Source organism: Paenibacillus sp. FSL K6-2524, from assembly GCF_038005525.1.
Classification (GTDB): Bacteria; Bacillota; Bacilli; order Paenibacillales; family Paenibacillaceae; genus Fontibacillus; species Fontibacillus anaericanus.
This window is the reverse complement of sequence record NZ_JBBOSP010000001.1, coordinates 750,939-765,311: the sequence shown is the minus strand read 5'-3', so window position 1 is coordinate 765,311 and position 14,373 is coordinate 750,939. Positions and strand designations below refer to the sequence as shown.

Below are 14,373 nucleotides of genomic sequence, written 5' to 3'. Positions count from 1 at the left end.
GATCAATATGAAACTTTGCTATCCGCTAAATACTCAGCTATCGCTTTAATTTCAGCATCCGTAAGCCCAAGATCTTCTTTCGGTGAGGGCATCTTATTACCCGGTTTTACAAGTTGAGGATCCGTTAGCCATTCTACTAAATTATCCTTAACCGGCTTGCCATCTACCGTATTGCCACTGCCTTCTGCATTCAGCAAAATGCTAGCGATCGATTCCCGACTTCCGATGCCCGTTAGGTTAGGCCCAGCTGAACCACCTTGCTCACCCACAGCATGACATGACAAGCATTGGCTCTTAAATACTTCTGCCACCGCCGGATCTTCAATGGTTTGGACCGGTTCCTTCATTGAGACTACCCATTTGTCAAAGGAATCCTGACTTACCGATTTAACTTTGAACTCCATAAAAGCATGTGAAGGCCCACAAAGTTCTGCGCACTTACCGAGGTATACTCCCTCTTTTGATGTTTCAATCCACGTTTTATTAATCGTACCATCTGTATTTGTATCCGTTTTACCTGCGAGAGATGGAACCCAGAAAGAGTGAAGAACATCCGCTGTCTTAAGCTCAAGCGCAATCTTCTTATTCGTAGGGATGATTAAATCCTGCGCAGTTGTAATCCCGTAATCCGGATAAGTGAATTCCCACCAGAACAAGTGCGAAGTAACCTTTACCTTTATTGCGTTCTTATCGGCAGAATAATCTTCTCCAAACGCGAACACCTTCTGAATCGTAGGCACGGCCAGAATCAAGACGAGTATAATTGGAATTGCCGTCCAAATAACCTCCAACTTGAAATTCCCTTCAACTTGCTCCGGAATTTCATTCTGCCCTGGCTTGCGCCGGAACTTAACCCATACATACGCTGCGATACCAAATACAACCACCATCACGAAAATCATGATCCCAATGGACAACTTCATTAAGCCATATTGTCCCTCTGCCACCGACCCCTGCGGTCTGAGCGTCGACAAATCCTCACGGCCACAAGCAGACAACAATAAAGTAAGCCCAATCAGCAAAGGCCCAAGCCGTCTTATAGCCTTCCAACGTTTCATCATTGATCAACCCCACTTTTGCGTTTTCTTCCGATCATTTACATTATTTACATACCTAGACTCGCTCTCAATCTGCTCTATCACTAATAATAGTATCTTGTCAATTATAACAATCACCCATTAAATATATGATTGAACCCATCTTTTGTCAATGTTTGGTGGGTAGTTTTCACTGTGCTATAGTTGTCGAATAAACGCATTACTTCAATGTTTGTTAGCGTTTTCTAGCTTTTTAACAACTGTAAACTTTTAGTTAATTACCTCAATCCAAGCGCCTCACATCCCTGTTCCTCGCCTTGTCCCAATTTTGACAATTTGGTTAACTTTATTTCCGTGTAGGCAAAAAAAAAGAGCTGGGCTCTTTTTTCGCGTTGTTAATATGTGACAATTAATGTCCTGAGCAGCTAACCTACCATCTTATTTCAGCCTTTTGTAAACCTCGGTATATACTGTTTCTCTAAAATGGAAAAATTCTGCTTCCGTGAGTGGATCTGGATAACTCATAATGTTGAGCGGCAAATCAGCCTGACCTTCTCTTAGAGGGGGCTGAACATAATCGTATGAGTTAAGATGAAATCCGCACCGTTCATAGAATCCAATCCTCCGCTTTGCGAAATCACTCTCAGGCAATTCTACTTCCAATCGGATTGGAATCTGGGACTGCTCAATATATTGACTCAGCAATTTAGCCCCTAGGCCACTTCCACGTAATAAGGGACTCACAGCAAAGTGTTCTACAAAACCGAAAGTTGAAAACTCCCAGCTAGCTAGGAAAGCAATGATTTTCCCATCTGCATCCGTTTCCGTAATCAGTCGATAGTTCGGATTCGATAACAGCGCACGTTGCCTGGCATAAGTTCTGATTTCAGATTCAGGAAATGAACCTTCCATTATTTCATAAATCTCATCGAATTGTTTATCGTCAATCATCTTCATTGTAGGTTCTCTCTTTCTTGAGCTAGTGCTTCATATAATGTTTGTATCATTAGAGTTAAGTGTACTTTTTATGTCGTTAATATAATAGGCCCGTCTTCGGTTATTGCCAATGTATGTTCATAGTGAGCACCCAAGCTACCATCAGCGGACCGAATCCCCCAACCATCATCATCCCATAGTATTGCACCCGTATCTCCAATTGTAAAAATAGGCTCGATCGTAATCACCATTCCAGCTTGTAGTACCATACCTGTGCGAGCACGTCCAAAATTCGGTACATCCGGTGGCTCATGCATATTTCGACCAATCCCATGTCCGATCAACGGCTTTACTACTCCGACTTTTGCTTCTTTTGCAACTTTACCTATAGCAAAACCTATATCACCAATCTTCTTCCCAGGCATCGCCTCGGCAATCCCGGCATATAAAGCTCGCTCAGTAACTTTTAGTATGCGATCGGCTTCTGAGCTGACCTCACCAATTCGGTATGACCAACCTGAATCTGCCAACCAACCATTCTTATTTACTACAATATCAATCGTGACAATATCTCCATGATTCAGCTTTTGATCTGTCGGGAACCCATGACAAACCACTTCATTCACAGATGCACAGGTTGCATACGGATACCCTCTGTATCCCTTCTGTTCAGGTGTGGCATCTCTTTGGGCTAGAAATTTTTCCACCCAATTATCGATCTCTAGCGTCGAAATCCCTGGACCGATTCGCTTCGCTATTTCCTTATGGCAATCTCCCAGGATACTTCCGGCCGCCCGAATCCCGGCAATATCCTCTTTTGATTTCAAGCTCACCTTCATATTTATATCTCCCTTCACAGGCTTTACACTGCGTTAAATAAGCATTGATATACTATATGTTAGCAGGGTAAAAAAAAACCGTACCTAGCGTTAGACGCCAGAACGGTAGTAAGGACATATCTCATTAAATAGGTACCATTATTCCGATCCCAGGGTATGTATTAGGAAACGGATGAGTCCATTTTACCCAATTCATGCTCCACGAGGTGTGTCAATTCCTCTTCATAACCGCCCATAATACGGTATTTCCGAACATAATCCCTAACAAACTTTTTCGGATCTTTCGGCTTAAATATTCGGGTCATTTCCCGCAGACTCTCCTTGACTTCATTATGACCTTTCGTTGCCATACTAATTCCCTCCCAGAACGCTTGTGGTTAATGCTCCGATTTTGAGAACGCCGAAAAGTTTGACTGTAAGTTCATTCATGAAGTTGTGGGAATTGCAATTCCGCCTTTTCGACAGGCATTTGAGACTGGACATACCCGAAGAAATTCCCGCTAAATCAAGTTAGGCACATGTACTTGCGCCTAAAGCTGGCTCTTACGGTCATCGCAATATGTTGGAAACAACCTCCTATCCTTTACATTGTATCATATTCAGATTAACGTTTCAGCTTTCTTCCAAACACACATTTTTTTAGGGCATATTTTTTTGTTTATACTCTGAGACACTTACACATCATATATGAGAATTGAAACTGGAGGGATACCGCTCATGAATTTAAAAACGCCCAAAATTATGATATTGTACGCTAGTTATGGTGATGGACATTATCAAGCCACCAAAGCCATTGAAGCATGCTTTCATACTAGGGGAATACAGAATGTTATTAGTTTAGATTTAATGGCGGAAGCCCACCCATTTCTCAATGAGTTAACCAAGTTTGTGTATATTCAAAGTTTCAAAACCCTACCTTCCGTATATGGATGGGTCTACAACATCACCAAAGATATGCGACCGGATACTTCGATCCTACGGATGATTAATTCAATGGGCATGCGGATGCTGAAGGAAATCATCGCTAAGGAAGAGCCCGATCTCATTATTCATACTTTCCCACAGTTAGCTATGCCCAAGTTAACGAAGAAAACCGGTTTAACACTGCCATTAGTAAATGTGGTAACAGACTTCGATCTTCATGGGAGATGGGTACATCCCAATGTTGATCGTTATTATGTCGCAACCGAGGATTTAAAAATTGAAATTATCGAACGTGGTATTTCGAGTGATCGTATCGTCGCAAGCGGGATACCGCTAGGTTATGATTTCGGCAAACCAACCACACCCCATTCTGATTTACTAAATAAGCTAGACCCTACCAAGAAAACCGTTCTACTAATGGCCGGGGCCTATGGCGTCGTGCAAGGCCTTCGTGATATCTGCAAATCATTAATCTCAAGTCAAAGACACCAAGTTCTAGTTGTTTGTGGACGGAATCAAGAATTATTTCGCGGGCTCCACAATATGTTTGAAGGTTGCCCTGACATACATTTATATGGCTATGTAAACGAAGTAGCCCAAATGATGGGAGTTAGTGATTGTATCATTACTAAACCTGGAGGCATCACATTATCTGAAGCACTCGTCAGCCGCCTTCCACTCTTCCTTTATCGGCCTGTTCCAGGGCAAGAGCTCAATAACGCACTTTATCTGAAGCGTAAAGGCATTGCCAACATTGCATATAACGCTAAGCAATTAACAGAACAAATTGAAGCTCTCTGGGATAATGAAGACATGATTACCAACTTGCAAATAGAAATAGAAAACCTCCGCAAGCCGGAGGCTACGGAGGTCATTGTGAACGATATTTTGGAACAGTGGTTTACTCCCGCAGGAGCTTCCGCCTTTTCGGCTACCAAGTGAGTGAATGGTTCTGTCATGATACAGCTCGTCATACACTGGATAATGAGACAGGAAGAGGTGGATAACCACCTCCCTCCTTCATCTGCCCCTAGAAAGAAGGTAATTGCCATGTCCCCTTTCAAATCATCTACCGGTATTTATGAGAATCTAGCTGGATTTCTGTGTTACTTATTTGCCTTTGTTGGAGGCGTTATTTTTCTAGTTGTAGAGAGAAGGAGTCGTTTTGTCCTATTTCATGCCTTACAATCGATCATGTTGTTCGGTACTCTCATGATTGGACATGCGCTCATAGGATTTCTCCCTCTTATTGGCACCATAGTAGGTCTGTTGTTAACCCTAATAGGATTGGTCCTTTGGTTAGTGTTAATGGTCGCCTGTTTACAAGGTAAATGGCTCAAACTCCCCTTATTCGGCGAACTTGCTGAGAGACAGTTACACCGGATGTAATTGGAGGTTAAGCTACCTCCCCCTCTTCGCCGGGTTCAACCGCAACCGTATTGCGTTGATTACCACGAAGCCCATTAAATAACAGATTGAGAATAATAGCAGTGAAACTACCTGCAACAATACCATTATCAACGAGAATCCGTAGTTTGTCCGGCAGTTGCGCAAACACTTCCGGAACTACTGTTACACCTAGCCCCATTCCAACGGAGCATGCGATGATAAGTAGGTTCTCATGTCGGTTAAGATCCACCTGATCTCCCAGCATTCGAATTCCTGAAGAGAGAACGAGACCAAACAAAGCGATCATCGCCCCTCCCAGAACAGAGGTGGGTACTAATTGTGTCAATGCTGCGATCTTAGGTACAAAACCGATAAGAACGAGCAAGCTACCTGCTACGAAAATAACATCTCGTGTTTTAACACGACTCATCTGGACAAGTCCAACGTTTTGAGAATACGTAGTGTAGGGAAATGAATTGAATATTCCGCCTAACATAATAGCCAAACCTTCCGCACGATAGCCCCGCGCTAAATCTTTGGAAGTAATGTCTTTACCTACGATTTTGCCAAGTGCCATGAATACACCAGTCGATTCCGCTACACTAACAATAGCCACAAGGATCATCGTCAGAATGGCTGAAGCGTGAAACGTTGGCTTCCCAAAATAGAACGGTTGCACCATATGAAACCAACCCGCTTCCTTCAGCGGTGTGAAATCTACTGTGTGAGCTAATCCAGCCACGATAGTACCAGCGATCAAACCAAGCAGAACGGAGATGGAACGGAGAAACCCTTTTGTAAAACGGTTCATCAAGATAATAAAGATCAGAACTCCAAAGCCGAGGATCAAGTTCATCGGACTCCCAAAATCAGGTTTCGTGATATCTCCACCCCCAAGATCCTTTAAAGCAACCGGAATCAGAGTGACCCCAATAATGGTCACAACGGAACCTGTCACCACCGGAGGGAAGAACGCGATCAACTTTCCAAACACACCTGAGAACAAGAAGACGAATAGCCCTGATGCGATAATAGCTCCATAGATAGCGGATACTCCCATCCCATCCTCCAAGCCGATCGCAATCATGGGCGATACGGCTTGAAAAGCACATCCGAGCATAACAGGCAACCCAATTCCAAAGAAGCGATTACCAAACACCTGTAACAACGTCGCGATCCCACAAGCGAGAAGATCAATTGCGATTAAATAAGTTAATTGCTCAAGCGTGAAATCAAGCGCATTCCCCACAATTAGCGGAACAATAACCGCTCCTGCATACATGGCTAGCACATGTTGTAGTCCTAACGAAAATGTCTTAAATGGATGTCTGTTTCTTTGAAATATTTTCTCGCGTTCCATAATAAAATAGTTCCTCCCCAAATCAACTCTACTAATGTTGGCACATATCTATCTATAGCCCCCGCTTATTCACCCTCTACAAATGTAACTGTCCCATTCTCCAGTGAGGCGATACGCACGAGTGAATCTACACGGTATCCAGCTTCTTTCAGTAGCTTAGAACCAGGTTGGAATGACTTCTCAATAACAATTCCGATACCTACCACGCTTGCTCCAACCTGTTCAACGATTCGTGCAAGTCCGAAAGCCGCTTCTCCGTTAGCCAGGAAATCATCTATGATTAACACACGGTCATCTGCGTTCAAGAACTTCTTCGAGACTGTTATTTCATTCGTCTCTCTCTTCGTAAAGGAGTATACTGACTCAACGTAGATATCTTCCTTCAAAGTAAGGGATTTGTTCTTGCGTGCAAAAATCATCGGTACACCAAGTTCCAATGCAGTCATAATGGCCGGGGCGATTCCCGAAGACTCAATCGTCAGTATCTTCGTAATTCCCTCTCCTGCAAAACGTCGAACAAATTCACTCCCAACTTCTTTCATAAGCATAGGATCCATTTGATGATTCAGAAAGGAATCCACTTTCAAAACTTGCTCGCCCAATACAATACCTTCTGCCATCACTTTTTCTTTAAGTAGTTTCATTTCTTTGCTCCTCCTTATGTTATCTAGCTTTGTAAGTATAAAAAAAGTCCATCTCCCCCAACAATAAGGAAACGGACTACAATGGAAGAATTCACCATAACTGACAAGAAAACGTCAGGAAATAACGCGACATTTGTCGTGTTAGGGTTCTTCCTCGTAGTCTGATCATTTCCGGCGATCAGGTAGAAACATGCGGCCAATTCCTGCATATATACGAGAAAAGCTATGAAAATATTGTCGAATCTTTCATGCAATGTTAGAAGTATACCCAAAGTATGAACGGAAATAAAGAGGTATTTCGTGGATTTCATGAAAACTTTGCAAAGGATATACATTTACTTTTGACAAAAAAGTATCCTTTTACAGTATAATACAATCGAAGATTAGAAGAAGTTGAAAGGAGCCTATCTGATGGGAATTGCCAAAGAGTTTAAAGAATTTGCTATGCGGGGGAATGTCATTGACCTTGCAGTCGGGGTTATTATTGGAGGTGCATTCGGAAAAATCGTGACCTCTGTCGTCAATGATATCCTGATGCCTCCCATCGGGAAGATACTCGGTGGCGTTAATTTTACCGATCTATTTATCAATTTGGATGGCGACAAGAAACTACCTAGTGGGGCAGATGTCGTATCATTAGCTCAAGCCAAAGAAGTCGGAGCTGCAGTCATCGCTTATGGTCAATTTATCAATACTATGATCGATTTCTTCATTGTCGCTTTATGTATTTTCTTTCTTGTTAAAGGTATTAATTTCTTAAGAAGAGACAAGCAGGAACAAGAAAAACCGGAACCTCAAAGTACGCTGAAGGAATGCCCTTACTGCTACTCTGAAATTCCGGTTAAGGCTACTAGATGTTCTCATTGTACTTCGATGCTTAATGAGCCTGAACAAATTAGGGGACAGTAATCTTATCCTATGTTCAAGAACTCAGAACTTTAGATAGGTCTCGATTCATTGGGTAACAACCCTGAAACAACCGATCTCAATTCCTTGTCTTCCTTATAGTTCTTCTCACCTGTATCCACTCTACGGATCCGAATTTGACGAAGGTCTGCACTCGGCTCAGTCGGCTTGAACACCAGATCATTAGGGTCTTCAAGCCGAAGCTTGTAGCCCATATCTTCAAACATCAACAGATAGTCTTTCTCCGTCGGTGCTTTACCTTCATCAAGAAAAATAAGACCTCTTAATTCCTTCACCACATCACCATGCATCACGTCAAAATAAACGATACATTCCACTATAGTCACACTCCTAGTTCACAGTTAGTAATAATATTCCCCACTTAGACAGAAAGCACAACATCCTACCTAATACTACGGAACATCTTCCCGTTTGGAGAGGCTACTTATTACAACTCGGTGAACAATTCCTCGGTTACTGCTTATTCGCACCTTAAATCTGTTCTGCCCCACAATGTGGACACCATTTAGTTCCTTTTACGAGTGAAGTTGTACAAATCTGACAACTGACCGTGTTAATGCTCACGGTTGATTCAACGGGTGCGGAAGCAGAGTCTCCCTTTTCCACATTTTCATTCCATGTACGTATGCGCAAATCCAATTCCTCTTGACGCTGGCGCTCTCGTTCCAAATCACGAAGGTAGCGTGCGTCTGCTACAGGATCTACCGGCTGTTTCTCCTCTTCCGAAATTCTCAATTCTTCCAAGAGTGGAGTGAGGAAATCATCATCCTCAGGAACAGTATCTCTTGTTACCTCGTTATGTTCAACCGTAGATTCCGTAGCCATTCCTGCATCCTGCACCTTTGATTTCTGCAGCTTATGTCCACAAAAATGGCAGAACAAAGCATCCTCCGCAACGGTTTTACCGCATGCACTGCACAAATGTTCATTTTTTAACTCGGCGATTTTAGCACGAATATCATCCCGTTCCTCTATCAGCAGATCACAAGTTTTAGCGAGTTCAACCATTTCTTTCTCCGCTAGAGACATGTTCTTAATCCTGTAACCCTCATAGAACACTTCGCCCATCTTCTGAAAGTACAGTCCCATTTCACGTTCAATATTTGAAATTTGCGTGTTTAACCTCCCGATTTCCACCACATTCTGCGCACGATCGGTCACTTTTCCCGCACCATCTTTAATTCGTTGTAAAAATTTCATAAATCTACTCCTCTCCTATCCGAGCAATTCTTTGAAGTTGTTAATTATCATACCAGATTTGACGCATTGGTGAAAATTACAGCCAAACCTAAATACCGCACCATTTAACTCGTACTCATTGATTTCTCCTTTTAATTTCGGTAAATTGCCTTCAAATGATAAGTTTTCACTAGATTACCTGTTGATCTTGCATATTCATGTTTCCTTTTGATTTAAGCGAGCTATTCAAGGTACAATAAAGAAGGAAATTTATTATTAGGAGTAGATCAATCTGAGTACATCTAATATATATGGCAAAGATACACTGCTCGGTCAGTTAAACCTGAAAGAATTATACCACTTAGAATTTGGTGACAATGAGTTACGTAGGTTGGAGGAATGGAGAAAGCTTCCGACTCTATATCAGCTCGCCTTAGATGAATTGAAGAACAAAATCAAACTCATTCAAACCGAATGGAAAATTCATAACGGTTATAGTCCTATTGAACACATCAAAACACGCATTAAGGAACCTAAGAGTATTCTGGATAAACTAGAACGTAAGGGGCTTGAAATGACGGTCGACAATATGGTTAATAAAATCCATGATATCGCCGGAATGAGAATCGTCTTCTCCTTTGTTAAAGATATATATAGTCTTCTGGACCATCTCCGTAAAAGAGAGGATCTTACCATCCTCGAAATCAAGGATTATATCGAAAATCCCAAACCTAATGGATACCAAAGTCTGCATCTCATCGTCGCCGTTCCACTCACGTTGTTCGAAGGGCAGCGATGGATGAAAATTGAAATTCAAATGCGTACATTAGCCATGGATTTCTGGGCCAGCATGGAACATATTCTGTTCTACAAGTTCGAGAAGCAGGTCCCCCCACATATCGTGAAGGAATTAACAGAAGCTGCCCTCGCAGCAGATGCACTTGATAAGAAGATGCATGGCTTGCGCAAAGAAATTATGGGCTCACTTGAGGGAAATAATCCCGGCAACTCCATCGTTTCACCTTAGTTTCTCGTGCTTATTCGTATCAACATCATAAATATGGCTACGACAAATTGGCAGGCCCAGGGATATCCTGAACCTGCCATTTGTTATGTGTATTTAATTCCCGTTATTCTTGAGGCAGCTTGCGCAGCGAAGCGGCGAGTTTCTCCGCACGCTGCATGACCCCAGATGAAATAAGGGAGTATCCTTTCGAAGCAGAGAAAACATGGGGAAGCAACTGCTTCCAAGGCACCGGTGATGCTACTGGACCCTGGGACTCATCCACAGGATCAAGATGGATCTGCACGTCATGAAACTGTGGGCCCGGCTGATGCAATCTCCCCATTTCAGCCACTTCCGCGAGCCATTCAGCGATGTTTGGTCCACTCCCTTGTGCGCGACTTTGCTCCTCAGGATGAGTACCAACATATCGAAGCAGTGCTTCTTCAGCATTTTCTAATGGTTCTATAGCTGCCCAATTATCGAGCACAGCAGCTAATAAGCCTTCCCGGGTTAATCCAAGCATTCTCAGTCGTAGATCAGGCTGTTTCTCCCACATGTTATCGGCATACTTCAATGCTTCAATTTTATGGTTACAGCTTAACTCACCGCAGGAGCATTTCCCGCCGCTAGGCATCTCCCCTCCTGTTGTAATCAAACCCCAAGGTAATCTACGAGGCAGGAGATCCACAATACCACTGGCCCCAACTTCGAGCAATGCTGCCAATTTTAGTGGTTGATCTTGCAAGCGTTGCACCAACGATGCTTCGAATTCTTTATCCAGTGGAGGTATAGGGAGCATAATTGAATATTTCAACTCTTTATTGTTATCACTAGCCGATATATCAATTTGTATCCCTTCCGGGAGAAATTCCATATGATGGTTACTGTGGTTCGCATTTGCTCCACTCATCTTCCATCCTCCTCCCCAATACTTCCCGCTTGTAGAGCAACCAAGTTTCGTAGTTCCTCATTCGACATTTCCGTCAACCACTGCTCACCAGAACCCACGACCTGTTCAGATAGAGACTTCTTGCGTTCAATCAGTTCATCGATTCGTTCTTCAAGGGTTCCCTGGCAGATCAACTTATGAACCTCTACATTCTTATTCTGTCCAATCCTGAACACTCGGTCTGTTGCTTGATTCTCAACAGCAGGGTTCCACCAACGATCATAATGAACAACATGATTAGCCCTAGTCAGATTTAACCCAACTCCCCCCGCTTTAAGGGATAGTACAAATAAAGGCGAGCCATTACCTTCTTGAAACGCTTGAACCATTTGATCTCGTTCACTCTTAAGTACGCCACCATGCAAGAAGAAAGGGGCTACGCCATATCTTTGAGCTAACCGTTCCTTCAATAATTCGCCCATATGCACATACTGAGTGAAAATCAACGATGCTTCGCCATTATCCATAATCAAATCGAGTAGCTCAGTTAATCGCTCCATTTTACCTGATCGGTCAGCAATGTCCCCTGCATTCGTCCTACCTACTGCAAGCAGAGGATGATCGCAAATCTGCTTGAGTCGCGTAAGGGAAGTCAATACCAAACCTTTGCGAGCAATACCGTCTCTAGTTCCGATCTGAGACATCAATTCCTCCGTCACAGTTTGATACATCCTTGCCTGCTCTGGTGTCAGTGTACAGTACGACTTAAGCTCAATCTTCTCCGGAAGGTCCTTACGGATATCAGGATCACTCTTGAGGCGGCGAAGAAGGAATGGGGCTACCAATTTACGAAGCTTGCCTAGTTCTGCACTCTGGTTCCCACCCGTTCCAGTGTAACGTGACCGGAAAGAGGCATGTGATCCTAAATAACCCGGATTGAGAAATTGGAAAATAGACCACAACTCACTCAGTCTGTTCTCCACTGGAGTACCCGTCATGGCAATCCGATGAGGGGCTGCAAGCTTCATTACGCTTTGGGCCTGTTTCGTACCGAAGTTCTTAATATACTGCGCCTCATCAAGCACAATAGTATCCCACTTCACATCACGTAGCTCTTTCGCATCTCTACCCGCCAACTGATACGTGGTCAATACAACATCCCGATTCTCACATGCCTCAAGAAAACGGTCTCCGTGGAGTCGATCACTACCGTGATGAACGTACAACCTCAATTCTGGGGCAAATCGGGTAAGTTCCCGCTCCCAGTTTCCCAGTAATGATGTAGGACAAATAATCAGGCTTTTACCCGCCCCTTCTGCTAATCCATCCAGTAGAACCGTGATCACCTGTACCGTCTTACCGAGCCCCATATCGTCCGCTAGTAATGCGCCAAATCCCAGTTTTCGCATAGTTGACAACCACTGATAACCTCGCTCCTGATAAGGACGCAGTGTGCCTTGTAACGAAGCCGGAACCTGCTTATACTCCGGTCTTCTTATTGCTTCTCCGTCCATCAGCATGGAGAGCAGTCCCGTTGATTCCACTCGCTCGACATACATTCCGTCCAAACGATTATCATCTTCATTATCAGATGTTAGATACATTAGTTCGCGGAATGTCATCGTTCCTTGCTCATGACGCTTCATGAACTTTAGGACCTGCTTTATTTCTTTTACATCAATCTCTATCCATTCACCCCGAAAAAATACAAGCGGAGATTTCGAGTTTGAAAGTAATACTAGTTCTTCTTGGGTAAGTTCATGTCCGTTGATAACGGCTTCTGCCTGGAATGAGACTAATTGGTCCACCCCAAACTTCGGCAATCCAGCATCTTCGTTCTCACTATCCCACCCGGCTGCCTTAATCTTAACTCCAGCCTGACGGCGCCCCTCTTTGGTCCACCGAGAAGGCATTTGCACTGCAACACCGTTCTTGCGCAGTAAAGGTACCGATCTGCTCAAGAAGGTATATACCTCCTCAGGTCCGAGGGTTGCCCCCTCTGGGCGCTGCGATTCCATGGCAATCGACACTTCAGCAGATAACTCTGACGCCTTTTTGAGACGAAGGAGTAAGTTTTCCTGTATGTCCTTATATATGCGCTCCCGGACTTCCATCTCACGTTCCGGATAGCTCCAGATAAACCCGGCCGGAAGCAGAAGCGCTGGGTCTTCGACCCCTTCAGCCCAGAATGTTAGGACCCATTCAGGAACGCCTTCCGGTCTATTCAATAAATGCCCATCTATATTCTCCGCAGGTTCTAAACGTAGACATAGACGAAATGTTCCTACACCCCGTCCGTCCTGCTCATCATCTGTAACCTGAGGCTGGTCTCCGCCAGCAGCTGAGATATCCTCAGCCAACTGAGAAATTTCTACAAGACTTCCTTGAATATCGGGTGGCTGACCAGGAGAAAGTAGGCTATTCCACCACAATTCGTGAAGCGGAGAATAACCTCGGCGGTAATCAGCTTTGGAAGGATTTAGCTTGCGTCCAAGATCCCCAACCGATTTGCGAGTCTCGTTATCAATTATCGCCGTCAGGAATGAATAAAGGATTGAAATTTGCATCTGCTCAAGCGAACTTTCCTCCTGTGCAGCTACAAGTTGAACCGCCGATAAACAAATCGGAGGCATTGCGCCCGCCAATTGACGGAACTTTTCGTCATCCTCCTCATTACTTAGTAGCGGTCCCCATGCGGCACGTAGTGACGATTGCGCACCCCGCCGTCGACCACCTATCCTCGCCACTGGTCTCATTCCAGGGGTAATTTTACCCTGTAACATCAGCTCAAGTGCAAACTGTGAAACCACACTCCAGTAGTTCATCTCAACTCCGGGAATGATTCCTTGTTTCACTAAAAGTGATTCATCCCAATGAAGCAATAGAGACCATGCCTCGGGAGCCGGCAGTGCAAGTCCCTCTAAAGTTCGCCCGATTAACCCCTTACGCTCTCCACTTCGCGCTGCTCTGCGCGCCGAAGAGACAGGATATCGCACCTCCGCAAGCCTTAGCGCAGCTTGCTGAAATGGTCTGATCCCTTCAGTAAGCTCAATCGCTCTGATCGAAGCCGTCCAGGTATCTACTTTTGACTCTGATATTTCACCCGAGAAGCAAAACAACACATCCCCGAGCCATATTCCATAAAGACGTTGATTCATGGTGATCTCCCGTCGTTTCTGATTCCATCATTTAATTACATTTTATACGAAAATCAAACCATATAAAACCGATACCACATTATCC

At 43.9% G+C, this 14,373-nt stretch carries 14 protein-coding genes and 1 riboswitch; of the genes, 4 read left to right on the top strand and 10 right to left on the bottom strand.

What is annotated here, in order from left to right; translation table 11 throughout:
- Window positions 1–2: 2 nt before the first annotated feature.
- The 4 genes from coxB to NST85_RS03305 all read right to left on the bottom strand — a co-directional run bounded on the left by coxB (window position 3) and on the right by NST85_RS03305 (window position 3,162).
- Window positions 3–1,061 (bottom strand): cytochrome c oxidase subunit II, encoded by a 1,059-nt coding sequence (gene coxB, locus NST85_RS03320; protein WP_127190064.1) that lies wholly within the window; start codon window positions 1,059–1,061, stop codon window positions 3–5.
- 414 nt (window positions 1,062–1,475) lie between these two features.
- Window positions 1,476–1,988, bottom strand: coding sequence for a GNAT family N-acetyltransferase (locus tag NST85_RS03315; protein WP_341191062.1), 513 nt, complete (start codon window positions 1,986–1,988; stop codon window positions 1,476–1,478).
- 74 nt (window positions 1,989–2,062) lie between these two features.
- Entirely contained in the window at window positions 2,063–2,812 is a 750-nt protein-coding gene (gene map, locus NST85_RS03310; protein WP_307397892.1) for a type I methionyl aminopeptidase, read from the bottom strand.
- A gap of 161 nt (window positions 2,813–2,973) precedes the next feature.
- On the bottom strand, window positions 2,974–3,162 hold the full coding sequence (locus tag NST85_RS03305; RefSeq protein ID WP_127190062.1) for a hypothetical protein: 189 nt from the start codon (window positions 3,160–3,162) through the stop codon (window positions 2,974–2,976).
- A gap of 367 nt (window positions 3,163–3,529) precedes the next feature.
- On the opposite strand from NST85_RS03305, the gene NST85_RS03300 reads away from it, so the two are divergent.
- Together NST85_RS03300 and NST85_RS03295 are read left to right on the top strand one after the other, a co-directional pair.
- Window positions 3,530–4,678: an MGDG synthase family glycosyltransferase gene (locus NST85_RS03300; RefSeq protein WP_341188527.1), complete on the top strand. Its 1,149-nt coding sequence runs from the start codon at window positions 3,530–3,532 to the stop codon at window positions 4,676–4,678.
- A gap of 108 nt (window positions 4,679–4,786) precedes the next feature.
- Entirely contained in the window at window positions 4,787–5,125 is a 339-nt protein-coding gene (locus NST85_RS03295; RefSeq protein WP_127190060.1) for a DUF4870 domain-containing protein, read from the top strand.
- A gap of 7 nt (window positions 5,126–5,132) precedes the next feature.
- On the opposite strand, the gene NST85_RS03290 is transcribed toward NST85_RS03295, so the two are convergent.
- Together NST85_RS03290 and NST85_RS03285 are read right to left on the bottom strand one after the other, a co-directional pair.
- Window positions 5,133–6,485 carry a nucleobase:cation symporter-2 family protein gene (locus tag NST85_RS03290; RefSeq protein ID WP_341188526.1) on the bottom strand — a complete coding sequence of 451 codons (1,353 nt, stop codon included), beginning with the start codon at window positions 6,483–6,485 and terminating at the stop codon, window positions 5,133–5,135.
- Window positions 6,486–6,550: 65 nt separating this feature from the next.
- Window positions 6,551–7,129 carry a xanthine phosphoribosyltransferase gene (locus tag NST85_RS03285; RefSeq protein ID WP_341188525.1) on the bottom strand — a complete coding sequence of 193 codons (579 nt, stop codon included), beginning with the start codon at window positions 7,127–7,129 and terminating at the stop codon, window positions 6,551–6,553.
- A gap of 137 nt (window positions 7,130–7,266) precedes the next feature.
- Window positions 7,267–7,366, bottom strand: a riboswitch (purine riboswitch).
- 174 nt (window positions 7,367–7,540) lie between these two features.
- Between NST85_RS03285 and mscL the strand changes: the two genes are divergently transcribed.
- Window positions 7,541–8,038, top strand: a complete 498-nt coding sequence (mscL, locus tag NST85_RS03280) for a large conductance mechanosensitive channel protein MscL (RefSeq protein WP_341188524.1) — start codon at window positions 7,541–7,543, stop codon at window positions 8,036–8,038.
- 29 nt (window positions 8,039–8,067) lie between these two features.
- On the opposite strand, the gene NST85_RS03275 is transcribed toward mscL, so the two are convergent.
- Complete coding sequence (locus NST85_RS03275) at window positions 8,068–8,373, bottom strand: hypothetical protein (protein ID WP_127190056.1); 306 nt, start codon at window positions 8,371–8,373, stop codon at window positions 8,068–8,070.
- Between the two features lie 154 nt (window positions 8,374–8,527).
- A complete protein-coding gene (locus NST85_RS03270; protein ID WP_341188523.1) occupies window positions 8,528–9,256 on the bottom strand; it encodes a zinc ribbon domain-containing protein in 729 nt (242 codons plus the stop codon).
- Window positions 9,257–9,578: 322 nt separating this feature from the next.
- On the opposite strand from NST85_RS03270, the gene NST85_RS03265 reads away from it, so the two are divergent.
- Window positions 9,579–10,262 carry a GTP pyrophosphokinase gene (locus NST85_RS03265; protein WP_246053949.1) on the top strand — a complete coding sequence of 228 codons (684 nt, stop codon included), beginning with the start codon at window positions 9,579–9,581 and terminating at the stop codon, window positions 10,260–10,262.
- 103 nt (window positions 10,263–10,365) lie between these two features.
- On the opposite strand, the gene NST85_RS03260 is transcribed toward NST85_RS03265, so the two are convergent.
- On the bottom strand, window positions 10,366–11,151 hold the full coding sequence (locus tag NST85_RS03260; protein ID WP_341188522.1) for a hypothetical protein: 786 nt from the start codon (window positions 11,149–11,151) through the stop codon (window positions 10,366–10,368).
- Complete coding sequence (locus tag NST85_RS03255; protein ID WP_307397907.1) at window positions 11,148–14,288, bottom strand: DEAD/DEAH box helicase; 3,141 nt, start codon at window positions 14,286–14,288, stop codon at window positions 11,148–11,150. The genes NST85_RS03260 and NST85_RS03255 overlap by 4 nt, the downstream gene beginning before the upstream one ends.
- Window positions 14,289–14,373 lie beyond the last annotated feature (85 nt).